Annotated in this window: 19 protein-coding genes; 5 read left to right on the top strand and 14 right to left on the bottom strand. The window is 72.6% G+C overall.

The features are described from left to right. Positions 1 to 87: 87 nt before the first annotated feature. From ACQF4J_RS10115 to ACQF4J_RS10105, 3 genes are read right to left on the bottom strand one after another with little or no spacing between them, the layout of a single operon-like run. Positions 88 to 1,023, bottom strand: a complete 936-nt coding sequence (locus tag ACQF4J_RS10115) for a PDR/VanB family oxidoreductase (protein ID WP_427165493.1) — start codon at positions 1,021 to 1,023, stop codon at positions 88 to 90. Continuing rightward, a complete protein-coding gene (locus ACQF4J_RS10110) occupies positions 1,020 to 1,196 on the bottom strand; it encodes a hypothetical protein (protein WP_351571775.1) in 177 nt (58 codons plus the stop codon). The genes ACQF4J_RS10115 and ACQF4J_RS10110 overlap by 4 nt, the downstream gene beginning before the upstream one ends. Further along, entirely contained in the window at positions 1,193 to 2,266 is a 1,074-nt protein-coding gene (locus tag ACQF4J_RS10105) for an aromatic ring-hydroxylating dioxygenase subunit alpha (RefSeq protein WP_351571772.1), read from the bottom strand. The genes ACQF4J_RS10110 and ACQF4J_RS10105 overlap by 4 nt, the downstream gene beginning before the upstream one ends. Before the next feature lie 205 nt (positions 2,267 to 2,471). On the opposite strand from ACQF4J_RS10105, the gene ACQF4J_RS10100 reads away from it, so the two are divergent. Beyond that, positions 2,472 to 2,750 (top strand): hypothetical protein, encoded by a 279-nt coding sequence (locus tag ACQF4J_RS10100; protein ID WP_351571769.1) that lies wholly within the window; start codon positions 2,472 to 2,474, stop codon positions 2,748 to 2,750. A 33-nt stretch (positions 2,751 to 2,783) separates the two neighbouring features. Here ACQF4J_RS10100 and ACQF4J_RS10095 read toward each other — a convergent pair whose 3' ends face one another. The 3 genes from ACQF4J_RS10095 to ACQF4J_RS10085 all read right to left on the bottom strand — a co-directional run bounded on the left by ACQF4J_RS10095 (position 2,784) and on the right by ACQF4J_RS10085 (position 7,141). Beyond that, on the bottom strand, positions 2,784 to 3,677 hold the full coding sequence (locus tag ACQF4J_RS10095) for a helix-hairpin-helix domain-containing protein (RefSeq protein WP_427165492.1): 894 nt from the start codon (positions 3,675 to 3,677) through the stop codon (positions 2,784 to 2,786). Between the two features lie 100 nt (positions 3,678 to 3,777). Beyond that, positions 3,778 to 4,230: a hypothetical protein gene (locus ACQF4J_RS10090; protein WP_351571763.1), complete on the bottom strand. Its 453-nt coding sequence runs from the start codon at positions 4,228 to 4,230 to the stop codon at positions 3,778 to 3,780. Between the two features lie 109 nt (positions 4,231 to 4,339). After that, positions 4,340 to 7,141, bottom strand: a complete 2,802-nt coding sequence (locus tag ACQF4J_RS10085) for a BTAD domain-containing putative transcriptional regulator (protein WP_427165491.1) — start codon at positions 7,139 to 7,141, stop codon at positions 4,340 to 4,342. A gap of 586 nt (positions 7,142 to 7,727) precedes the next feature. Here ACQF4J_RS10085 and ACQF4J_RS10080 point away from each other — a divergent pair. Next, the gene (locus ACQF4J_RS10080) at positions 7,728 to 9,785 is read left to right on the top strand and encodes a phosphocholine-specific phospholipase C (RefSeq protein ID WP_427165490.1); all 2,058 of its coding nucleotides are present in this window, start codon (positions 7,728 to 7,730) and stop codon (positions 9,783 to 9,785) included. Positions 9,786 to 9,879: 94 nt separating this feature from the next. Further along, the gene (locus ACQF4J_RS10075; RefSeq protein ID WP_427165489.1) at positions 9,880 to 10,734 is read left to right on the top strand and encodes a phospholipid scramblase-related protein; all 855 of its coding nucleotides are present in this window, start codon (positions 9,880 to 9,882) and stop codon (positions 10,732 to 10,734) included. Positions 10,735 to 10,762: 28 nt separating this feature from the next. On the opposite strand, the gene ACQF4J_RS10070 is transcribed toward ACQF4J_RS10075, so the two are convergent. Next, a complete protein-coding gene (locus ACQF4J_RS10070) occupies positions 10,763 to 11,704 on the bottom strand; it encodes a hypothetical protein (protein ID WP_351571751.1) in 942 nt (313 codons plus the stop codon). Continuing rightward, the gene (locus tag ACQF4J_RS10065) at positions 11,701 to 12,501 is read right to left on the bottom strand and encodes a phosphatase PAP2 family protein (protein ID WP_351571748.1); all 801 of its coding nucleotides are present in this window, start codon (positions 12,499 to 12,501) and stop codon (positions 11,701 to 11,703) included. Before ACQF4J_RS10065 ends, ACQF4J_RS10070 begins: the two co-directional genes overlap by 4 nt. A gap of 239 nt (positions 12,502 to 12,740) precedes the next feature. Here ACQF4J_RS10065 and ACQF4J_RS10060 point away from each other — a divergent pair, with 239 nt between their 5' ends. Next, positions 12,741 to 13,355 carry a TetR/AcrR family transcriptional regulator gene (locus tag ACQF4J_RS10060; protein ID WP_351571745.1) on the top strand — a complete coding sequence of 205 codons (615 nt, stop codon included), beginning with the start codon at positions 12,741 to 12,743 and terminating at the stop codon, positions 13,353 to 13,355. 147 nt (positions 13,356 to 13,502) lie between these two features. On the opposite strand, the gene ACQF4J_RS10055 is transcribed toward ACQF4J_RS10060, so the two are convergent. Further along, positions 13,503 to 14,510: a DUF2510 domain-containing protein gene (locus ACQF4J_RS10055; RefSeq protein ID WP_351806033.1), complete on the bottom strand. Its 1,008-nt coding sequence runs from the start codon at positions 14,508 to 14,510 to the stop codon at positions 13,503 to 13,505. Positions 14,511 to 14,850: 340 nt separating this feature from the next. Between ACQF4J_RS10055 and ACQF4J_RS10050 the strand changes: the two genes are divergently transcribed. Continuing rightward, a complete protein-coding gene (locus ACQF4J_RS10050) occupies positions 14,851 to 17,532 on the top strand; it encodes an ATP-binding protein (RefSeq protein ID WP_351582596.1) in 2,682 nt (893 codons plus the stop codon). Between the two features lie 5 nt (positions 17,533 to 17,537). Here ACQF4J_RS10050 and ACQF4J_RS10045 read toward each other — a convergent pair whose 3' ends face one another. The 5 genes from ACQF4J_RS10045 to pcaH form a co-directional block, all read right to left on the bottom strand. After that, positions 17,538 to 18,329, bottom strand: a complete 792-nt coding sequence (locus ACQF4J_RS10045; protein ID WP_427165488.1) for an SDR family NAD(P)-dependent oxidoreductase — start codon at positions 18,327 to 18,329, stop codon at positions 17,538 to 17,540. Between the two features lie 64 nt (positions 18,330 to 18,393). After that, on the bottom strand, positions 18,394 to 19,521 hold the full coding sequence (gene pcaC, locus ACQF4J_RS10040) for a 4-carboxymuconolactone decarboxylase (RefSeq protein WP_351582592.1): 1,128 nt from the start codon (positions 19,519 to 19,521) through the stop codon (positions 18,394 to 18,396). Next, complete coding sequence (gene pcaB / locus ACQF4J_RS10035; RefSeq protein ID WP_427165487.1) at positions 19,518 to 20,852, bottom strand: 3-carboxy-cis,cis-muconate cycloisomerase; 1,335 nt, start codon at positions 20,850 to 20,852, stop codon at positions 19,518 to 19,520. The genes pcaC and pcaB overlap by 4 nt, the downstream gene beginning before the upstream one ends. Next, the gene (gene pcaG / locus ACQF4J_RS10030; protein WP_351582588.1) at positions 20,849 to 21,454 is read right to left on the bottom strand and encodes a protocatechuate 3,4-dioxygenase subunit alpha; all 606 of its coding nucleotides are present in this window, start codon (positions 21,452 to 21,454) and stop codon (positions 20,849 to 20,851) included. The genes pcaB and pcaG overlap by 4 nt, the downstream gene beginning before the upstream one ends. Positions 21,455 to 21,460: 6 nt before the next feature. Beyond that, positions 21,461 to 22,234, bottom strand: coding sequence for a protocatechuate 3,4-dioxygenase subunit beta (gene pcaH, locus ACQF4J_RS10025; RefSeq protein WP_351582585.1), 774 nt, complete (start codon positions 22,232 to 22,234; stop codon positions 21,461 to 21,463). Positions 22,235 to 22,251 lie beyond the last annotated feature (17 nt).

Below are 22,251 nucleotides of genomic sequence, written 5' to 3'. Positions count from 1 at the left end.
TGCACGGAACCTAGAGCGCCGCGCTCCACGCGGTCAATGGTTCGGCTGACGAAATTGTTGACACTTCGCAGGAGCCGGGCGGGGGGGTCAGAGATCCAGCACGAGCCTCCTGCCACGACAGCGGGACACACAGATCATCATCGTCTCCCCGCTCTCCCGCTCCGCGTCCGTGAGCACCGAGTCCCGGTGCTCCGGGGTGCCCTCCAGGACGTCGGTCTCGCAGGTGCCGCAGGTGCCCTCGGTGCAGGAGAACAGCACCTCGACGCCCGCGGCCCGCACGGCGTCCAGCACCGAGACGTCCGGCGCGACGGTGACCGTACGGCCGCTCTGTGCCAGCTCCACCTCGAACTCGCCGTTCTCGCCGTCCTCCTGGACCTTGGGCGCGAACCGCTCGATGCGCAGCCGCCCGGCCGGGCAGCGCTCCTCGACCGCGTCGAGCAGCGGGCCGGGACCGCAGCAGTAGACGAGCGTGTCCTCCGGCAGGTCGTCTAGGACGGAGCCGAGGTCCAGGAGCCCGGTCTCGTCCTGCGGGGCGACGATCACCCGGTCGCCGTAGCGCGCCAACTCCTCGGTGAACGCGATGGAGTCGCGCGTCCGGCCGCCGTACAGCAGTGTCCACCGGGCACCCGCCGCCTCGGCCGCGGCCAGCATCGGCAGGATCGGTGTGATGCCGATGCCGCCGGCGACGAACCGGTACCGGGGCGCGCTCTCCAGCCGGAAGTGGTTGCGCGGCCCGCGCACCCGCACCTTGTCGCCGACCCCCAACTGCTCGTGCACATGGGCCGATCCGCCCCGCCCGGCGGGCTCGCGCAGCACGGCGATCCGCCACGCCGAACGGTCCGCGGGGTTCCCGCACAGCGAGTACTGCCGCTCCAGCTCCGGCCCCAGCACGACGTCGACATGGGCGCCCGGCTCCCAGGCCGGCAGGTCTTCGCCGAGGGGATGGCGCAGGGTGAGGGCGAGCACGCCGTCGGCCGCGAACTCCCGGCTGCCGACGACGAGTTCGGCTTCGTACACGGTCATGAGGCGCTGCCTTCCGGTGGCCGGTGTCCTTCGGGGTGGCCGAGCATCCACTCCCACATCTCGACCGGGTCCTGGGCAGTGTGCTCGGCTCCGCAGTGACAGGTGCCGTGCAGGACGTCGGTGCCCGGCAGCCAGTCGATGCGGTAGATCTCGCCCGTGGGGGTGCTGCTCACAGAACCTTCTCCACGGGCTTGTCGCCCTCCTCGACCAGCCGGGCGAGGATACGGCGCGCGGCCAGACCGCCGGTGTCGATGTTGATGCTCAGCTCCTGGTACCCCGTCCGCTCCGAACCCAGCGTCCGTTGCAGCAGGTTGAGCGCGTCCACGTCCTGCATCACCACGGTGTGGTTGTTGCCCCGCAGGAACTCGGTGACCTCCGCGTCCTCGGTCGCCCAGTCACGGGAGACCATCCAGAAGTCGAGGACGTGACCGTCGGACGACGGGGTGATCGCGTACGTGATCTCGGTGTGGAAGGCGTTCGGGTCGCTGCCGTCGGCCTCCGGCACCACACCCACCGGGGCGATCCGGCTGTGCAGCAGGTACAGACAGGGCGCGTGGTACTCGATGTCCTGCCAGCGCGTGATCCGGCCCTCGATGCCGGTGGACCTGGCGTAGAACGGCGGGCACTCGGCGTCGTCCATGTGCCGGCTCACCCGTACGATGCCCGCGCCCTCGTCGACCTCGGTGGTGATCGGCGTCTCGGCGACCTCGGGCGTGCCGATGTAACCGCCGTGCAGATAGGTCTCGTGGGAGAGGTCGAGGAGGTTGTCGACCAGCAGCCCGTAGTCCGCGTCGATGGGCTCCATGCCGCGCACGGTGACCCAGCCGGGGGAGTCCAGGTGCCTGGCCCTCGGGATGGTCTGCGCGTCGGCCAGCTGCGGGTCGCCGATCCACACCCACACCAGGGAGTCCTGCTCGACCACGGGGTAGGAGGCGACCCGGGCGGTGCGCGGTATGCGCTTCTGGCCGGGCACGTAGACGCAGGTACCCGACGTGTCGTAGGTGAAGCCGTGATACCCGCACACGAGCCGGTCGCCGTCGAGCCGGCCGGGCTTCTCGTGCAGCGGGAAGCGGCGGTGCACACAGCGGTCGGCCAGCGCGACCGGCGTGCCGTCCTCCTCCGTCCGGTAGAGGACGAGCGGCTCACCGAGGATCGTCCGGCCGAGCAGCTCCTCGCGCCCGACCTCCTGGCTGTAGGCGGCGACGTACCACTGGTTCCTGGCGAAGGCGGTGATGTGAGGCATGGATGCGGCTCCCGTCTGTGGGTCGTGGCGACATCGTCGGGAGGGCCGGTTGAGGGACGCAAGAGCGCCTTCCGCCGTACGGAAGGGCCGCTGGACATGCATGGTCACGAGCATGAGTCCCGCGCTCCACGGAAACACTGGGGAGTGGCGGGGTACCTGCCCGCCGTCTCCCGTGGGGGCGAGGGGGGTGGAGGAGGACGGTGCGATGCCCGGGACGCACGAGATGGTTCTGACCAGGACGGTCGAGTCCGGCGCGGAGGAGTGGAGTTGCCTCAGCTGTGACCGGCGCATGCTGCTGCGCTGGCCGCCCCGCTACGAGAAGGTCGTCCTCGAACCGGGCGACGAGGACGTCACCCACGTCGGCGGCAAGGGCGGAGTCCGGGTGGGCGCCGTGGAGACCACGCCGGCACCGCAGCCGGTGGCCGAGCGCGACATGCGGTGGCTGCGGGACAACGGCATCGACTGGAACGACGCGTCGGCGTGAGAGCGGGGGAATCCCGGTGGCCCGGGGATCTCCTCAGTTCGCCGGCACTTCCAGCATCAGGCCCTCGGCCGTCGCGGCGAGGCCGCCCGCGTGCTCCGTCCCCGGTTCGCGCAGACCGACGACCGCCTCCAGACGGTAGACGCCGACGGGCAGTCCCCGGCCCTCCAGCCGGATGACGGGCGCGCTCACCGGGATCAGCCCGTCCTCGGACGCGACCGTGAAGCGGGTCTTCGTGCCCAACTGCCGTGCCACGACGATGGCGTGGTAGGCGAGACGGTCCGCGTGGACAGCGGCCGCGGCGAGGTCCAGCGTGATCGCCATGTCGAACCCGCTGTCGGCGTGGAGGGGGTGCCGGTCCCCCAGGACGAGGGTGAGACCCGGGGCGACGCTGTGCCGCCCTGAGGCGTCACCCGGCTCCGCGACCTGCCCACCCGCTTCCGGCGCGACGGGCTCGGGGGACGGTTCCGGTGCACGCTCCCCGGCCGCGTGTGGTCCCTGGGCCGGCGGCGCGGCGACCCGGCTCTCGATGAAGTCCAGCAGCGCCTCACGCTCCCACGCCGCCCAGCGCCGCCCCTCCCCGCTCTGCACATGCTCCACCGTCGTACGGCGGATCGATCCGCGCTCGTCCAGCAGCAGCCGGACGAGGAAGTTCTCGTAGGGCCGGTTGTCCACCGGCGGTTCGGCGCCTGCCGCCATCTCCCGCGCACGGACGCGCCAGCGCTCCACCTTGGCCGACGACAGCCCCGTGATGTCCGGGAGCATTCCGATGATCTCGTCCCCGGAACGTCCGGCGAGATCCGCGCAGTCGCGGACCCCCGAAGCCGCGAGCCTGGACGCGATCTTGGGGCCGATGCCCTCGATCCGCGTCAACTCGTGCGTGCGGGGACCGCCGTCCGCCGCGCCCATGATGTCGTTACCGCGATCCACGGTCGCTGCTCCTTCGGGTGGCCTGGTCCGGGGTGTTCCGTTGCCGGAAGGCCGGTCCTCCGCTGTCGCTGTGCCGGAGGGCCGGCCGTCCCTCGGCGCGTTACGTGATGTTGATGGCCGGCCCGCCGATGACGAACGCGTTCATCGGGTACGGGCTGACGGGGGACCCCGCCCCCGGGCAGCGCACCTTGAAGGTGAGCACGGCCGCGAGCTTGTAGACGATGCCCGCGGGGAGCGTGTTGCCCGGGACGGTGAGGGCGGTTCCCGACCCCGCGGGAGTGGTGGCGTTGTACACGGACTGTCCGGCGACGGTGTTCCTCGTGACGGTGCCGAGTTCGACCTCGGGTCCGGGACCGATGCTCTCGGCGAAGTACTTCACCTCGTAGGCCAGTGCGCACAGCACGGCCTTGGCGCTCGGAGCGAGCACCTCGAAGTCGATCGCCACCTGGAACGGGTCGGCCCTCCTGATGATCAGGTTGGACGGGATGCCGTTCGGGTCGAGTACCTGGAGGCGCTCGACGACTTTGAGGTCCGTGCTCGGTTCGGTGGGCATGGTGCGGCTCCCTTCGGCCGGTGGTATCTGCCCAACGGCATACCGCCCGCCGCTTAACCGCCGTCTCCCCCCGCGCTTAGCCGTGCGGGGTCCTGGATTTAATCGCGGATCAAATCGGGTCATGCCGGGTTATCCGGTCACGCAAGTCGTCGGTCGCCGGGCCGGGGAGGACGCCGAGCTCGTCCTGGAGCAGCTGGGCGCAGGTGCGGTACTGCAGCAGCGCCAGGTGCGGCCGGCCCTGTCGGCAGTGGCAGCGCATCAGGCGCCGGTGGGCGTCCTCGCGGCACGGGTCGAGTTCGACGATGCGTCGGCACAGCGCCGCGCACGACGCGTACCGCCCGAAGGTGAAGAAGAGACCGCCGAGCCGGTCCAGCACGTCGAGATGGGCGAGCCGCAGCCGTTCGCGGTCGAGCACGGGCCAGTCCTCGTACGGATCGTCGGCGAGCAGATCGCCCCGGTACAGGTCCGCTGCCCCCTCGTACTCGGACATCGCGCCGCCCAGTCGTCCGGCATCCTCCAGCCGACGCCCCCGCTCGGCGCGCCGCTCGAACTCCTCGACGTCCAGCCACAGCCGGATGTCGTCGGCGAGCCGGTAGGCGCCGTCGGCGTACACGATCACCGGATCGGGGGTGACCGCGCGCAGGGTCCGGCGCAGACCGTGGATGGCGACGTTCAGGCTGTTGCGGGCGGCCACCTGGGTGGAGCCCGGCCAGAAGAGCTCCATCAGCGCCTCACGCCGTGGCCAGGGGTCGCGATGGGTGAGCAGGTAGGCGAGGAGCGAGCGGGCACGACCGCCGGTGAACCTGTCCGTCGGCACGTCCTCGACGGTGACGACCTGGGAGCCGAGCAGATGGACGGCGAGCACACGCGACGACCGGGCGGGGGCGGTACCGGACGTCGTGGCGGGCCCGCCGGTCGCCGCGGGCGGTGCGTCCCGCACAGAGGAAGGAGGCGGTGTGTCCCGCGTGGACAGAGGGGGCGGTGTGTCCCGCGCGGCGAGGGCGTCGGGCGCAACCGTCGGCGGCGCCCCCTCCGCGTCCCGGCGGGCACTCCTGAACGTGCGCCACAACTCCGCCCACAGCCCCTCGGCGGGGCCGCTCGGCCGGTCGGCCTCCCGGGTGGCCGGCGCCGCGACGCCGAGGAGCTTCAGCGGGACCGGAGCGTGCGACCAGCCGCATCTGCCGACCATTTGGTCGAGCCGGTCCGCGGGGGGCGTCGCGCTGTGCGTGATCCGGTCGAGGACGTCGCGCTCCACCTCCTCGAGCACGGTCAGGGATTCCCGGTGCAGGGCCTGTTCGTGACGCAGTCCCCGCACCTGCCGCGCCAGGTGGTGGGCGGCGAGCACGGGCGAGGCCGTGGGGTCGTCCTCCGGCACCGCGGCGTCGAGGCTCGGAGCGGCGGTGATCCCGGCGAAGTGCGCCAGCGCGCTCTCGGTGTCGTCCGCCAGCAGCGCCAGCCGGCCCCGCTGCCACCCGGCCCAACTCCGGTGCTCGGCAAGGCCGTCGCGCTCGGCGAGCGCATGGGCCGTGCGGGCCCGGTCGGCGGCGGTGACCAGATCTCCGGCACCGGCCGCCACGACGCTCGCGGCCAGCATGCTGCGGCAGGCGCCGTCGGAGTCCGCGGCACCGGTGAACCGGGAGGCGGCGACGTCGAACCAGTGCCGGGCCCTGGCCGCGGCCCCCGAAGCGGCCGCCATCTCGGCCCGCAGATACAGGAGTTGCGGGTGCGCCGCCAGCGCGCTCTCCGGAAGCCGTTCGATCCAGCCGTCGAGCATCTCCCACTGGCCGTCGTCCATCAGGCCCTCCGAGCGCTCGGTGACGAGGCGCGCGGCGGACTCTGCGTCACCGAGGTCGAGATACAGCCGGACGGCGTTCTCCACGGCGTCGAGCGCAACCAACTGCTCGGCGGCACGCCGCAGTTCCTCGTGCAGCGGCGAGGCGCGCCGGTCGAGCACCGCGCGCAGCGGGTTGCGCCACACCGTGCGCACCCGTGTCCAGCCGTCCTCCAGACCCTGCAGCCAGGGGCCGGGCGGGAGCAGGCCGCCGCCCATCAGCGTCGGATGGTCGTACTCCAGCCGCACCGCACGCCCCAGGGCGCGCTGCTGCGCACGGTCGGCGCGGTACAGAAGCGTCCCGGCCAGCCGGGTGAGGAGGTCGTCCACGTCCGTGGCCCGGTCGAGCGCGCACTCCACCTCCCGGACGTCGGAGAGGACCAGCGCGCTGCGGACCGCGTCGACGACCGCGACCCGGCCGCCGCACAGGCCGCGCAGCCGCCGCCTCGAGCGTCGGGGCACCGGTACGGCGCCGTCCAGGAGGCGTTCCAGCGCGCCCGGCGCGAGCCGCAGTTCCGGTCCGCAACGGCGGACGTCGCGGGCGCTGAGCAGACTCTGGGGGACCTGCCGGTGACCCACGAGGACGCAGGGAACGCCGGCGGTCACGAGGGCCGGCACCAGATGGGCGAGAACGAGGGAGAGGGTCCGTGACGGTGCCGAGGCGTGATCCACGTTCTCCAGTACGAGGGCGCCCTTCCCGGCCAGCAGGGGCACGAGCTCGGACGCGAGGCTGCCGAACAGCGGCGGCCAGCCCGAGACGGGACCCGGCCGGGCGCGCAGCAACTCCCGGGTGCTCCGCGCGGCACCGGCGCGCTGTCGGCAGGCGGCGGCCGACAGGGAGATGAGGAAGGTCGCCGGATCACCGTCCTCGACACCGAGCCGCAGCCACAGCGGGAGTCTGCCCGCGCCGGCCAGTGCGGCGGCCAGTCCCTCGCCCAGGACACAGCCGGGCGGTGCCTGCAGGACGGTGAGTCCCCCCTGCGCCGCCTCCGTGAAGGGCGGCAGTACGGCCGGGCTGAGTACGGTGTCGAGGGCCCTGCCCGGCGGGCAGGGCGCGAGTCCCTTGGCGATGAGCGGCATCGATCCCCCCGATGCGGGACGTCGCCACCTTCCTGACGACGGCCTCGTGGCCACGGGGGTGGGACGACTGTTCCGCCGCGGCGACTCTATCAGCGGAAAAAGATCCAATCCGGACATTCGGCGCCTCGTCGCCAAGCCTTCCAACCGAGCGGAGTCGCCCTTCGGCACCCCTGTCGCTTGGGTCAACTCCCCTCCCATCGAGCCGAGTTCGGGCGAGCAGACGATCGCGTTGCCGAGGGAGGCGGCGAGGGATGCGGCGAGCGGCTGCCTACTGGCCGTCTCGTGGTCGGCCCACCGCACCGCGCCCACCGCCCACCGCACACCGCACGGCGCCCACCGCACACCGCACGGCGCCCACCGCACGGCGCCCACCGCACACGGCACCGCGCACAGCGCCCACCGCACGGCGCCCACCGCACGGCGTCCACCGCACGGCGCACGGCGTTCGCGCCGCACCGCTCGTACCGACGACTTTCACACAGACGCCACCGCACCCTTCCCTGACGTTTGTCGCTCTTGGAACACTCGCACCGCGCGCAATCCGTCACGTTCCGGCATCCGCACCCAGGATGAGAGGCACTCACCCATGCCCGAAGTCAATCGGCGCCGATTCCTCCAACTCGCGGGCGCCACGAGCGCCTTCACCGCCCTGTCCAGCAGCATCCAGCGCGCCGCCGCGCTGCCCGCGAACCATCGCACGGGGTCGATCGAGGATGTCGAGCACATCGTCGTCCTGATGCAGGAGAACCGTTCTTTCGACCACTACTTCGGCACCCTCAGAGGCGTCCGCGGCTTCGGCGACCCGCGCCCGGCCGTGACCCGGCAGGACGGCAAGCCGGTCTGGTACCAGGCCGACGCGAACGGCAAGGACATCCTGCCGTTCCACCCGGACGCCGACGACCTGGGCCTGGCCTTCATCCAGGACCTGCCGCACGGCTGGAACGACGGACACGCCGCCTTCAACGGGGGCAGGTACGACAAGTGGGTCCCGTCCAAGGGCTCCACGACGATGGCCTACCTGACCCGCGAGGACATCCCGTTCCACTACGCGCTCGCCGACTCCTTCACCGTCTGCGACGCCTACCACTGCTCGTTCATCGGCTCGACCGACCCCAACCGCTACTACATGTGGACCGGGTACACGGGCAACGACGGCCAGGGCGGCGGCCCGGTCCTCGGCAACGACGAGGCGGGCTACGCCTGGACCACCTACCCCGAGCGCCTGGAGCAGGCCGGCGTCTCCTGGAAGATCTACCAGGACGTCGGCGACGGCCTCGACGCGGCCGGCGGCTGGGGCTGGATCCAGGACGCCTACCGCGGCAACTACGGCGACAACTCGCTGCTCTACTTCAAGCAGTACCAGAACGCCAAGCCCGGAGAACCCCTCTACGACAAGGCCCGCACCGGCACGGACGCGACCAAGGGCGAGGGCTTCTTCGACCGGCTGAAGGCCGACGTCAAGGGCGGCAAGCTGCCGCAGATCTCCTGGATCGTGGCCCCCGAGGCCTTCACCGAGCACCCCAACTGGCCCGCCAACTACGGCGCCTGGTACGTCGCCCAGGTCCTGCACGCGCTGACCTCCGACCCGAAGGTGTGGGCGAAGACGGCCCTGTTCATCACCTACGACGAGAACGACGGCTTCTTCGACCACCAGATCCCGCCGTTCGCTCCCGGTTCGGCCGCGCAGGGCAAGTCGACCGTCGACGTCGGCCCCGACCTGTTCAAGGGCGACGGCAGCCACCCGACGGGGCCCTACGGGCTCGGCCAGCGTGTGCCGATGCTCGTCGTCTCGCCCTGGAGCAAGGGCGGTTACGTCTGCTCCGAGACAATGGACCACACCTCGATCATCCGGTTCATGGAGCGCCGCTTCGGGGTGCACGAGCCGAACATCTCGCCCTGGCGGCGCGCCATCTGCGGCGACCTGACCTCGGCGTTCGACTTCTCCCACAAGGACGTCAAGCCCGTCGCCCTGCCCGCCACGGACGGTTACCTGCCGCCGGACCACAACCGTCACCCCGACTACGTGCCGACCCCGCCGGCCAACGGCTCGCTGCCGAAGCAGGAGCGCGGCCTGCGCCCCGCCCGTCCCCTCAAGTACACGCCCTACGTGGACGGTTCGGCGGACACGGCGGCCGGGAAGTTCACCCTCACCTTCGCCTCCGGGGCGAAGGCGGGCGCCGCCTTCCTGGTGACCTCCGCCAACCGCACCGACGGCCCGTGGAGTTACACGACCGAGGCCGGGAAGACGGTGGCGGACACCTGGAACTCGGCGTACTCCGGCGGCTCGTACGACCTGACCGTGCACGGCCCCAACGGCTTCCTGCGCGCCTTCAAGGGCGTGAACAAGGCCGCGGGACCCGAGGTCACCGCCCGCCACCACGGCGACGACATCGAGCTGACCCTGACCAACAAGGGCCCCGGCACGGTCCGTCTGAAGCTGAGCGGAGGCTACGGCTGCAGGACACGGTTCCTCACGGTCCGGCCCGGCGCCACGGTGAAGCACACCGTCGACCTGGCGGCGAGCCGGCGCTGGTACGACCTCACCGTCACCTCCGAGACCGACCCTTCGTTCCTGCGGCGGTTCGCCGGGCACGTCGAGAACGGGCGGCCCGGGGTGAGCGACCCGGGGCTGATCACCGCCTAGGCGAAAGGTGACGGAAGCCGTCTGGGTAAAAGGTGATGAAGGCGGTGTTGCCGGGACTGGCGGGGCGTGGGTGGTGCCGGGGTAGTGTGCCCCGGTGACCACACAATCGAACACATCTGCTGGCTGGTATCCGGATCCGCAGGGAGCGCCGCAGACCCTCCGCTACTGGGACGGCGCCCAGTGGACCCAGCACACCCATGCGGACCAGCAGCAGCCGTCGGCCGCCGCTCAGCAGCCGCCGCAGCAGCAGCCGATGCAGCACGTACCGCAGCAGCCCGCCGCGCCCGACCCGCGGGTGCAGCGTCAGGTGCAGCAGCAGGCCGGGGTCGCGCCCAGCGGCCCCGGTGGCGGCAGCCTGTTCACCGAGCCGGTCCTGGTGGTCAACCAGAAGGCCAAGCTGATCGAGCTGACCAACGAGTACACGGTCATGGATCAGAACGGCAACCAGATCGGCTCGGTGACCGAGGTCGGGCAGAGCGCGTTGAAGAAGGCGGTGCGGTTCGTCTCCAGCCTCGACCAGTTCATGACGCACCGGCTGGAGATCCGGGACGCCCACGGACAGCCGCAGTTGGTGCTGACCCGGCCCGCGAAGGTGTTCAAGTCCCGGGTGATCGTGTCCCGTCCCGACGGCTCGCCGGTCGGTGAGATCGTGCAGCAGAACATGATCGGGAAGATCAACTTCGCGCTGGTCGTGAACGACCAGCAGGTCGGAGCGATCAAGGCGGAGAACTGGCGGGCCTGGAACTTCGCGATCGTCGACCATGCGGGCAACGAGGTCGCCCGGATCACGAAGACGTGGGAGGGCCTCGCCAAGACGATGTTCACCACCGCGGACAACTACGTGCTGCAGATCCACTACCAGTTGCCGGAGCCGCTGCTGAGCCTGGTGGTGGCCACGGCACTGACCGTGGACACGGCGTTGAAGCAGGACTCGCGCGGACTGGGCTGAGACCGGTCAGGGGCCGGCCCGTGCGGGCTCAGAGGGGCGTCAGGTGGCCCGGGTCGGCCGGCTGCCGGGGCACCAACGGGTTCTCCAGCAGCGCCGATTCGGGCTTCAGGGCCAGGACGGCCGCCACCGGGTGCTCCTCCTCCGGGGCGAACGCCGGGGCCGTCCGGGTCAGGAGCACCACGCCCCAGGAGGCGAGGCCCGCTCCCGCGAGGGCGAGCAGGACGCCCGCCGCCCCGCCCTGGAGCCGTTCGCCGAGCAGCGAGAGGCCGATGACCGCGGCGGCCAGGGGGTTCGCCAGCGTCACCACGGCGAGAGGCGCGCCCAGTCCGCCCTGGTAGGCCGTCTGCGACAGCATGAGTCCGCCCGCCGCGAAGGCGGCGACCAGCAGGGCCACGCCGATCACCTGCCAGCTCAGCAGCGAACCGGAGCGGTCCGTCGCCGCGACCGTCACGGTCTGGGTGAGCGCCGAGGCGACGCCGGAGGCGAAGCCGGACGCGGTGGCGTGCCGCAGCCCCGGCTTGGCCCCCGGCCGGGCCAGCGCGCCGATCAGCGCGGCCGTCCCCCCGGCGACCGCCAGCGCCTCGGGCACGCTCAGCACGGCCTCCGGCGCCTTCCCCGAAGCGGTGACGAGGATCGCGCCCAGCCCGGCCAGCGTCAGCGCGGTGCCCCGCCACTCGGCGGAGCTCACCTTCCGTCCGGCCACGCGGGCCCCCATCGGCACCGCGGCGACCAGAGTCAGCGCACCGAGCGGCTGTACGACGGTCAGCGGGCCGTACTTGAGTGCCACGACGTGCAGCAGGGCCGCCCCCGCGTTCAGTCCGACGGAGGCCCACCAGGCGCCGGCGGCCAGCAGGCGGAGCGTGCCGGTGCCGGAGTTGCGGGCGGCGAGCCGCTCCTGGGCCACGGCCGCGGCCGCGTAGGCGACGGCGGAGACCAGGGACAGGGCGACGGCGACGAGTGTGGCGGTCATCGGGCCGCTCCCACCAGGATCTTGTCGTCGACGGCCGGGGCCGGCGCGGCGCCGCCCCGGCCCGCCGTGGAGACCGTGTGCCGCGGCCGGTGGATCAGCGCGAGCGCCGTACCGAGCATCGCGGTGGCCACGATCGCGTCGAGCCAGTAGTGGTTCGCCGTCCCGACGATGACCAGCAGGGTGACCGCCGGGTGCAGCAGCCACAGCCAACGCCACCGGGACCGGGTGGCCGCGATCAGGCCGACGGCCACCATCAGGGCCCAGCCGAAGTGCAGCGAGGGCATCGCCGCGAACTGGTTCGAGAGATGGTCCGAGGACGGCGGCCCGTACACCGAGGGGCCGTAGACCCTGGCGGTGTCGATCAGGCCCGTGCCGGCCAGCATGCGCGGTGGTGCCAGCGGGAACACGAAGGGCAGCACCAGGGCCGCGGAGGTGACCGTGGCGAGGACCCGGCGGGCCCAGACGTAGTGCGCGGGACGCCGCAGGTACAGCCAGCCCAGGAAGGCCACAGTGGCGGGGAAGTGGACGGTGGCGTAGTAGGTGTTCGCCAGGCGCACCAGTGTGTCGCCGTGCAGCAGGGCGGACTGCACCGAGCCCTCGCCGGGCAGTCGGACCGCTCGTTCCAGGTCCCACACGCGGTGCGCGTTGTGGATCGCCTCGCCGGTGTGGCCGGTCGCCAGCTGCCGGCCGAGCTTGTAGACGAGGAAGAGTCCTGCGACGAGCAGGAGCTCACGGACGAGCGGAGGCCGCGCTGTCGCGCGGGTCTCTCCTTCTGCAGGCTCGGTGCGGGCTGTCATCCCCCGGCCCCTTCGCTGACGAGGTGCGTGTGGTGGTGCGAGTCGAGACCCCTGTCGCGGCCGGAACTCATCGGTACGCCAACGTCCCGAAACGGAAGCGTTCCGATACGGCAGTGTACCGATACGAGAGCGTTCCGGTACACTGGCGTATCGATTGAGGAAGGACACAGTGGCTCTCGGGAATAGAGTCGGGGTGGAGGCCCAACCGACTCCGAGTGGACCCAGGAAGGGAGACGAGCATGACGTCGCAGGCCGCGGACGGACCGGAGACGGTCGCCGCCTCGCGCCGCTCCAAGATCACGCCCGAGCGTGAGCAGGAGTTCTTCGACACCGTGCTCGAGCAGGTCCGCGAGTGCGGCTACGACGCCGTCACCATGGAGGGCGTCGCCGCCAGCACGCGTTGCAGCAAGTCCACGCTCTACCGGCAGTGGAAGACCAAGCCCCAGTTCGTGGTCGCCGCGCTGCGCTCGCGCCGCAGGTCCCGCTTCGAGGGCATCGACACCGGCTCGCTCGCCGGCGACCTGCGCGAGGCCGCGCGGGCCGTGGGCCGCTGGTCGACCAACGACACCAAACTGCTGCAGGCCCTCGGGCACGCCGTCACCCAGGACGCCGAACTCGCGCAGGCGCTGCGTGAGGCCATCGTCTACCCGGAGATCGCCGCGCTGAAGGAACTGCTGCGGCGCGGGGTGGAGCGCGGCGAGATCGCCGCCGACCATCCGGCACTGGAGTACATCCCGGCGCAGATGTTCGGGGTCGCCCGCGCCCGGCCCGTCGTGGACGGCGAGTACGCCGACCCCGACTACCTGGTCCGCTTCGTGGAGGCCGCCGTGCTGCCCGCGCTCGGACTCACCTGAGACCCGGGCCGCCGTCCACGGGATGACTGGACGGCGACCTGGTCGCGCCGCACCGTGGGGACGGGGGCGGCGCGCACTCCCCGGCCGGGTGGGGTGCCCCTTGAGCGGAGGGGCGCTCCACCCGGCCGACCTCTGCCGGGGCCCGTGTCAGACGTTGTGGCCGTCGCCGCTGCCGGTGGAGACCTTGATGCCCTTGGTGATGTCGTCGATGACCGACTGCTTCTCGCCGACGTCGACGCCGAAGCGCACCACGACGATGTTCGAGGGGTTGGCGGGGGAGGGGAAGGCGAGCGACTCGACGTAGCCGTCGGAGCCCTTGCTGGTGACCGCCTTCCAGCGGACCATGTAGCCCTTCTGCCCGGCCACCGTGACCGCCTTGGAGTCGAGCACCTGGTGCGAGGTGATCGAACCGTAGGTCTTGCCGCCGTAGGAATCCGTGGCGTTCGCCTCGATGTCGGCCTTCGCGACCTCCTCGGCCGTGCTGCCCGAGGCCCTGAGGACCTGGGCCGGAGCCGAGTACGCGCCGCCCTTGGTGCAGCTCTTCGAGGTGTCGCCGGGGCACTTGTAGGAGTCGTTCGACGTGACCGAGGCGCCCACCTGGAGCTGCTGTCCGTACCAGTCCGCCGGGATGGGCAGGCTGATGCCGCTGATCGGGTCGGTCACCGAACCGCTCTTGATCTTCGGCGCCTCGGACTGGCCGGGGGCGGGGGACTGCCCGCCGTCCGAGCCGCCGGAACCGTCCGAACCACCGGGGCCGCCGGGGCCGCCCTGTCCGCCCGTGCCGCCCTGTCCGCCCGGGCCCTGCTGTGAGTTCGCGGTACCGCCGCCCGAGCCGCCGTCGCCGGTCAGCGCCCAGACGCCCACACCGATGCTCGCGAGGACCGCCACCGCCACGGCGACGGCTATCCCCGTGTGCAGCCCGCGCCGCGGAGCGTGCGGCGGCTGGGCGGGGAACGCCGGATAGGTGGGATACGCCGCGTACGCCGGATCCGTCCCGGCCGTCGGCGACTGCGCCGGGGGACCCCATACGGCGGCGGAGCCCGCGGGGCGGGTCTGGTCCGTCCATGCCTTGCCGTCCCACCAGCGCTCGGTGGCGGGACCCTCACTCGTCTGCCCCGGGTCGGGATACCACCCGGGAGGAGTCACCTGCGTCATGCCCCCACCGTATGAGGCGTCCGTGAAAGCGGGATGAGAGGATCCGGACTTCGAGCCGCCGTGGACACCCGACCCGTACCGCTCGACCAGGTCGCCCGACGCCCCCCTTAGTGCGAACGAGCCCCGTCTGTCCTCGCGTTGCCCGAAAAAAAGCTTCATTTGAAGGGCTTTTGACGGTTCGTCGACTGCTCGTCCGCAGGTCAGGCCCTCGGTGCGTCGCCCGGCCGCACCCGCTGTCACCCATCACGGCAACAGCTGCCCCGACCGGCCTCCACTCGCACGACCGGGCCGCTACGCTCGAGATCTGTACGTCGTTCGGGCGACTTGGGGAGGTAGCGGGATGACGGAGGCACGGCCCATGGAGGCCGCCTCGGCCTCCCTGTGGGAGCGGGACGCGGAACTCGCCGCCGTCGCACAGGCGGTCGAAACCCTGCGCGCCGACCGCTCGTCCTCGGGCAGCCTGCTGATCGTCCAGGGCGAGGCGGGCCTGGGCAAGACCGCCCTGCTGGCCGAGACCCGCCACATCGCGGAGCGGCGCGGCTGCACGGTCTGGTCGGCCCGCGGCGGCGAGACCCTCAGGTCCGTGCCCTTCAACGTGGTCCGCCAGCTGCTGCAGCCCGCCCTGGTGTCACTGATGCCGGAGGAGGCGCGCGAGTACCTCGGCGACTGGTACGAGGTCGCGGGCCCCGCCCTCGGCATCACCGAGCCGGGCGAGCGGCAGGCCGACCCGCAGGGCGTGCGCGACGGCCTGGTCGCCGCCGTACGCAGGCTCGCCCGGCGCGACTGGCCCCTGGTGCTGCTCATCGACGACGCCCACTGGGCCGACCAGGAGACCCTGCGCTGGCTCGCCGCGTTCGCCGAACGCCTCGACGACCTCTCCGTCCTGGTCGTCGTCGCCCGCCGTCCCGGCGAGGTCAGCGGCGAGAGTGCCCGCCTCCTCGACGCGGTCGCCGCCACCGCGGGCCGCCCCGGCACCCTGCTGAGCGCCCTCACCCCGGACGCCACCGCCGGCCTCACCCGCGCCACCCTCGGCGCGCACGCCGACGCCCCGTTCTGCCGCGAGGTCTGGGCCGTCACCGGCGGCAACCCGTACGAGACCGTCGAACTCCTCGCCAAGGTCCAGGACAGCGAGCTGGAGCCGACCGAGGGCTCCGCCGCCGAACTGCGCGCCCTCAACCGCTCGGCCCGCGGCGGCGGACTCGTCGCCCGGCTGGAGGAACTCGGCATAGACGCCACCCGGTTCGCCTGGGCCGCAGCCATCCTCGGCACCGACATCACCGTCCGCCTCGTCGCCAAGCTCGCCACCATGGAGCACGACACGGCGGCGCGCTGCGCCGAGCTGCTCAAGGGCGCCCGCATCCTCGCCGAACCCGACCCGTCGGCGGGCCGGACGGGCGACGGCGAGCTGGAGTTCGTCCACCCGCTGATCGCCTCCGCCGTCTACAACTCCATCCCCGACGCCCTGCGCACCGCCATGCACGGCATCGCCGCCCAGGTCATCACCGACTCCGGGCGCGGCGCCGCCATGGCCTCCCGGCACCTGCTCAAGGTGCATCCGGACGACGACGAGGAACTCGTCGAGCAGCTGCGCGAGGCCGCCCGTGAACACCTCGCCGTCGGCGCCCCCGACGCGGCCCGCCGCTGCCTGGAACGCGCCCTGCTGGAACCGCCGACCCCTGAGTTCCACGCACGCGTGCTCTACGAACTCGGCTGCGCCACCCTCCTGACCGCGCCCGCCGTCACCATCGACCACCTCCAGTCCGCGCTCGGCATGCCCGGCCTGGCCGGCGACGAGCGCGTGGACGCCGTCTTCCGCCTCTCCCAGGCCCTCCTGCACAACGACCAGCTGGAGGAGGCCGTCCGCACGGTCGAGGCGGAGGCCGCCCGGCTCGACGACGGTCCCGCCAAGCTCCGGCTGCAGGCGGTCAGGTTCATGTGGGAGGGCATCGCCGGCGAGGCCGTCTCCCCGGACCGCTCCGAGCGCCTCGCCGCGCTCGCCGCGACCTGCACCGGCCGCGACAACTCCGAGCGCGCCCTGCTGATGCTGCGCGGCTTCGACGCCCTCATCCACGGCGAGAACGCCGAAGAGGTCGTCGAGTACTGCGACCGCTCCCTGGTCAACGGCCGCCTCGCCCCCGGGCTCGGCTGGACCGACACCGAGTGGGGCATCGAACTCCTGCTGATGCTGGCCAGCTCCTACGCCCACACCGACCGTCTCGACCGCGCCGAGAGCCTGTGCACCGAGGCCCTGCGCGCCTACGAGTCGGCCGGCTGGAGCGGCGGCCATCTCGTCCTGGCCCACGCCTACGTCGGCCTCGCGCACCGCAGGCGCGGCCGGTTGCGGGAGGCGGAGACCTCCCTGCGCGAGTCGCTGCGCCTCGCCGAGCGCGTCGGCCGCGGACTGCCGCTGTACTGGACCGTGACCTGCAACCTCGTCGACACCCTGCTGGCCCGCGGCCATGTCGTGGAGGCCTGGGAGATCGCCGAGCAGTACGGCTTCGCCCCGCCCTACCCCTCCACCATCGTGATGCCCGACGTGCGCTCCGTCCGCGGCAGGCTGCTGCTCGCCGTCGGCCGCACCAAGGACGGCATCAACGAACTGGAGGAGGCCGAGAAGGCCGCCGCCGCCCGCGGTCACCACAACCCCGTGGTCGTCCCCTGGGCCCTCGACCTGGCGCGCGCCCTCGCCACGGAGGACCCGTCCCGGGCCGCCCGGCTCGCCTCCGACGCCCGCCGGCAGGCCGAACGGTTCGGCACGGACACGGCCATCGGCGAGGCGCTTCGGTGTGCCGCGGCGCTGGAGACCGGGCAGCGGGCGGTCCGGCTGGCGGCCCAGGCGGTCGCCTACCTGGAGGCCTCCCCCTGCCAGTACGAGCACGCGGCGGCCCGCGTGGAGTACGGGATCGCCGCGCGGTCGGTGGCCGAGATCAACCGCGGCCTGGCACTGGCGCGTTCGAGCGGCGCCGACGGTCTGGTGGCGACGGCCCGGGAGGTGCTGGACACGGGGCGGGGCCTGCGCTGAGGGCGTTACAGCGCCAGCAGCTGGTCCGTCACCGCCGACAGTCGCTTCTGCACCTGGCGGTCGTACGTCAGCTCGTGCGCCCTCGACCGGCTCGTGCCGTCGAAGTAGCCGCCCGTGCCCAAGTCCTGGGTGGCCAGGGCCAGTACGCCCGGGGCGCCGTCCGCCACCGTGTTCCACGGGGTGACGCCGCCCTCCCGGACCATCGCCGTGTCCATGAAGGTCGCCGGGTGCAGGACGTTCACCGCGACGCCGGTGTCCGCCAGCTCCCGCGCCAGCGCGAAGGTGTGGGCGGCCAGGGCGAACTTGGCGCGCCGGTAGGCCGCGAAGCCGTCGTGGCCGCGACGGAACTCGACGTCGTCGAAGTCGAGGGGCTCCTGGCCCACCGAACCCACGTTGACGATCCGGGCCGGCGTGTTCGCGCGCAGCACCGGCAGCAGCGCGCGGGTCAGCACCACCGGCGCCAAGTAGTTCACGGCCAGGCGCAGTTCGTGGCCGTCGGCGCTCAACTCCCGTCCCGTGCCCGGCGCGCCCGCCCCCACACCGGCGTTGTTGATCAGTACGTCCAGGTCGGGATGAGCGTCGGCCACATGGGCGCCCAGCTCGCGCACCCGCGCCAGCGAGGCCAGGTCGGCGACGAACCCCTCGGCGTCGCCCTCGGTGCGCAGCTCCTCGACGAGCCGCTCGGTCCGCCCGGCGTCGCGGCCGTGGGCGAGGACGACGTGTCCGGAGCGGACCAGCTCGAAGGCGACGTAGCGGCCGAGCCCCGAGGTGGCGCCGGTGATGAGAATGGTGGCCATGCCCCCACCGTAGGCACGCGGCGAAGGTATGTGCGAGGTGCTGCTGAGGCTACGACCAGCAGGGTCACCCTTCCGCCTCGGCCTCCTCGGCGAGGACGCGCTGCGCCGCGGCGAACGCCGAGTTGGCCGCCGGGACGCCGCAGTACACGGCCGTCTGCAGCAGCACCGCGCCGATCTCCTCGGGGGTGAGCCCGTTGCGGCGGGCCGCGCGCACGTGCATGGCCAGTTCCTCGTAGTGGCCGTGCGCGACCAACGCGGTCAGCGTGATCATGCTGCGCTCGCGGCGCGAGAGCGTCGGGTCGGTCCAGATCTCGCCCCAGGCGTAGCGCGAGATGAAGTCCTGGAAGGGGGCGGTGAAGGGGGTCTGGCGGGCCTGGGCGCGGTCCACGTGCGCGTCGCCGAGCACCTCGCGGCGCACCTCCATGCCGAGCTTGACGCCCCCGTCGAGGTGCGCGCGCAGCGCCGTCAGCACGGCCTGCGGGCACTGCGCGGGGGCGAGGTGGCCGGCCCCCGGCAGCTCGACGAGCGTGGAGCCGGGGACGGCGTCGGCGATCTCGCGCAGATGCGGCGGCGGGGTCGCCCGGTCCTCGCGGCCGGCGATCAGCAGCGTGCGGACGGAGAGTTCGGGGAGCCGGTCGCGCAGGTCGTAGGCGGCCAGCGCGTCACAGCAGGCGGCGTACGCCCCGGGGTCGGCGGCGCCTTGGTCCCGCACGAGTTCCGGGATCGTGAATCCGTCGGGGAACCAGCGTGCCGGGGCGCTCTCGACGAGCCAGTCCAGCCCCTCCCGGCGCACCCGCTCGGCCCGCTCCTGCCACGGCCCGGCTCCGCTGAAGTGCGCGGACGCGCAGATCACGGCCAGCGAGGAGACGCGCTCCGGGTGGTGCAGGGCGAGGTGCAGACCGACGGCGCCGCCCAGCGACACACCCGCGTAGTCGAACCGCTCGATGCCGAGCGAGTCGGCGAGGGCCAGCACCAGGCCGGCCAGGTCGCCGACGGTGGCGCCGGGCCCGATCAGGCCGGGGGCGGACCCGCCGTGCCCCGGCAGGTCCCAGCGGACCACGCGGTGGGCGGCGGACAGCTCGGGCGCGACCTTGTCCCACAGCGCGTACGACGTACCGAGCGAGGGCCCGAGCAGCAGCGCGGGCGCGGAAGCGGGCCCCTCGGCACGGTGGTTGAGGAGTGTGTCGGTCAACGTCGCTCCAGAGCACGGTCGGTGAGGGCTCCGGCGGAGCCGGTGTAACGGGTGGGGTCGGTGGGCTCGCCGAGGTCGGTGTCCTTCAGTTCCGGCTCTTCGGCGAGGAGTTCACCGAGGGGGCGGTCCTCGGCGTAGGTCCGCCGGGCGAGCCTCGTCAGCAGTTCCTTGGCGCGGGCCCGCCCGAGCACCGCGGCCAGCTCGGCGGACAGCCGTTCGGAGACGATCAACCCGTGGGTGAGGCCGAGGTGTTCGCGCATCGCGTCCGCGTTCACCCGCAGTCCCTCGGTGAGTTCGGCCGCGTCCCGGGCGGCCCCGCCGGCCAGCCGCAGCAGGTCCCGCAGCGGCTCCCACTCGGCGTGCCAGGCCCCGGCGGGCCGTTCGTCCTCGGCGGACATCGAGCCGTACAGCGTGGCCGCGAGCTGCGGGGCGCGCCGGGCGGCGGCCGCGATCAGCGTGGACCGCACGGGGTTGGCCTTGTGCGGCATCGCCGAGGAGCCGCCGCCGCTGCCCTCCGAGACCTCCGCGATCTCGGTGCGGCCGAGAACCAGGACGTCCGCCGCGATCTTGCCCAGCGCGCCGGCCGTGAAGGCCAGACAGCCGGCGAGATCCGCGACCGGCGTGCGCAGGGTGTGCCACGGCAGGAGCGGGGCGACGAGGCCCAGTTCACTGGCGAAGGCCGCGGTGAGGGCCGCCGTGTCCTCTGCGCCGTACACGGTGAAGGCCGCCAGTGTCCCGGCGGCGCCCCCGAGTTGGACGGGCAGGGTGTCGCGTACCCGGATGAGCCGGTCGCGTGCGTCGAGCACCAGCGAGCGCCAGCCGGCCGCCTTCAGCCCGAACGTCGTCGGTACGGCGTGCTGGGTGAGCGTCCGGCCCGGCATCGGGGTGTCGCGGTGCTCGGCGGCGAGCCGGGCCAGCGCCCGCTCCGTGCGGGCGAGGTCGGCCAGGGCGGGCTCCAGGGTCCGCACGGCGACCAGCATCATCGCCGTGTCCATGATGTCCTGGCTGGTGGCGCCCCGGTGGACGTAGGGGCCGTACTCCTCGCCGACGTTCTTCGTCAGGTCGGCGACCAGCGGGATGACCGGGTTGCCGCCGGAGCGGGCGCGCCCGGCGAGGGAGCGCACGTCGAAACGGGCGGCGTCGGCCGCCTCGGTGACCGCGGTGGCTGCCTCGGCCGGGGCGAGGCCCCGGGCGGCCTGGGCGCGCGTCAGGGCCGCCTCCGCATCCAGCAGGGCCTGCAGGAAGGCGGTGTCGGAGGTCGCGGAGGCGGCGGGGGAGCCTGCCCACCCGGGGGCGAGCAGGCCGGTGTCGTCGGGATCGACAGAAGTCACTGGTACTCCAGGAAGACCGTCTCGCCTTCGCCCTGAAGGCGGATGTCGAAACGGTAGGTGCTGTTGCCCTCGTCCTTCGCGATCAGCGTGTCGCGGCGCTCCGCCGCCAGCTGCGCGAGCAGCGGGTCGTCCGTGTGCGCCGCCTCGTCGCCCGGCAGATAGATCCGGGTGAACAGGTGCACCAGCAGCCCGCGCGCGAAGACGCACATGCTGAGGTACGGCGCGCTGCGCCCCCGCGCGCCCGGACGCAGGGTCCGCGCGTACCAGTGGCCGTTCGCGTCGGTCTGGATGCGTCCCCAGCCGGTGAACTCCACGCCGTTGCGGCCCAGGTAGTCGCCGGACGCCGGGTCGCGCCGGATGGAGCCGTCGGTGGTGGACACGTTGCCGTCCGGGTCGGCGCCCCACAGCTCCACGAACGCGTCGGGCAGCGGCTTGCCCTCGCCGTCGAGGACGTAACCGTGGACCGTGATCGTGTCCGGGTGGCCGAGGGGCGCGATGTCCTCGCCGCCGCGGAAGGGCAGCGCGTAGCCGTAGAAGGGGCCCACGGTGTGCGAAGGGGTGGGCAGCACGCTCTCCGGCCGGCTGGTGTCGATCTTCGTCATGGCAGGTCAGCGTCCTTCTTCGATCCAGGTGGCGTTCGGGCCGTCCAGCACGATGTCCCAGTGGTAACCCATGGAGAACTCCGGCACGGACAGGTCGTGGTCGTAGGTGGCGACCAGCCGCTGGCGCGCCGCGTCGTCCGTCACCGACTGGATGATCGGGTCGTAGGGGAAGAGCGGGTCGGCCGGGAAGTACATCTGCGTCACCAGCCGCTGCGTGAACGCCGTGCCGAACATCGAGAAGTGGATGTGGGCGGGCCGCCAGGCGTTGACGTGGTTGCGCCAGGGGTAGGGGCCGGGCTGGATCGTCGTGAAGTGGTAGCGGCCCTCGGCGTCGGTGATCGTTCGCCCGACTCCGGTGAAGTTCGGGTCCAGCGGGGCGTCGTGCTGCTCGCGCTGGTGGGCGTAGCGGCCGGCCGAGTTGGCCTGCCAGATCTCGACGAGCTGGCCGCGTACGGGCTTTCCGGCCCGGTCCAGCAGTCGGCCCGAGACCGTGATGCGCTCGCCGACCGGCTCGCCCGTGTGCTGGCGGGTGAGGTCGTTGTCGATGGCGCCGAGGTCGCGCTCGCCGAAGGCGGGGGAGTGCAGCTCCACCAGCTCCGGGTCCTTGGTGACGTCGATGGCGACCGGCGGCTGCTGGGGGTGGCGCAGCACCGAGGAGCGGTACGGGGCGTAGTCGCGGCGCGGGTGGTGCTCCACCGGGGCGCCGTCGGCGACCCGCTTCTCGTACGCGGCGTGCTCGGCCGCGATCTCCTGGTCGATGTCGTGCTGGGTGAGAGTCATGGGGATTCCTCGGGGTT

The organism is Streptomyces sp. C1-1 (assembly GCF_050214755.1).
Classification (GTDB): Bacteria; Actinomycetota; Actinomycetes; order Streptomycetales; family Streptomycetaceae; genus Streptomyces.
The sequence above is the reverse complement of the archived record's forward strand: the minus strand, read 5'-3'. Positions and strand labels throughout refer to the sequence as shown.

Bases quoted from the DNA above. Each gene is read 5' to 3' on its own strand.
- ACQF4J_RS10115 (WP_427165493.1), bottom strand. From the start codon at position 1,023: ATGACCGTGTACGAAGCCGAACTCGTCGTCGGCAGCCGGGAGTTCGCG.
- ACQF4J_RS10105 (WP_351571772.1), bottom strand. From the start codon at position 2,266: ATGCCTCACATCACCGCCTTCGCCAGGAACCAGTGGTACGTCGCCGCC.
- ACQF4J_RS10100 (WP_351571769.1), top strand. From the start codon at position 2,472: ATGCCCGGGACGCACGAGATGGTTCTGACCAGGACGGTCGAGTCCGGC.
- ACQF4J_RS10090 (WP_351571763.1), bottom strand. From the start codon at position 4,230: ATGCCCACCGAACCGAGCACGGACCTCAAAGTCGTCGAGCGCCTCCAG.
- ACQF4J_RS10085 (WP_427165491.1), bottom strand. From the start codon at position 7,141: ATGCCGCTCATCGCCAAGGGACTCGCGCCCTGCCCGCCGGGCAGGGCC.
- ACQF4J_RS10080 (WP_427165490.1), top strand. From the start codon at position 7,728: ATGCCCGAAGTCAATCGGCGCCGATTCCTCCAACTCGCGGGCGCCACG.
- ACQF4J_RS10070 (WP_351571751.1), bottom strand. From the start codon at position 11,704: ATGACCGCCACACTCGTCGCCGTCGCCCTGTCCCTGGTCTCCGCCGTC.
- ACQF4J_RS10065 (WP_351571748.1), bottom strand. From the start codon at position 12,501: ATGACAGCCCGCACCGAGCCTGCAGAAGGAGAGACCCGCGCGACAGCG.
- ACQF4J_RS10060 (WP_351571745.1), top strand. From the start codon at position 12,741: ATGACGTCGCAGGCCGCGGACGGACCGGAGACGGTCGCCGCCTCGCGC.
- ACQF4J_RS10055 (WP_351806033.1), bottom strand. From the start codon at position 14,510: ATGACGCAGGTGACTCCTCCCGGGTGGTATCCCGACCCGGGGCAGACG.
- ACQF4J_RS10050 (WP_351582596.1), top strand. From the start codon at position 14,851: ATGACGGAGGCACGGCCCATGGAGGCCGCCTCGGCCTCCCTGTGGGAG.
- ACQF4J_RS10045 (WP_427165488.1), bottom strand. From the start codon at position 18,329: ATGGCCACCATTCTCATCACCGGCGCCACCTCGGGGCTCGGCCGCTAC.
- pcaG (WP_351582588.1), bottom strand. From the start codon at position 21,454: ATGACGAAGATCGACACCAGCCGGCCGGAGAGCGTGCTGCCCACCCCT.
- pcaH (WP_351582585.1), bottom strand. From the start codon at position 22,234: ATGACTCTCACCCAGCACGACATCGACCAGGAGATCGCGGCCGAGCAC.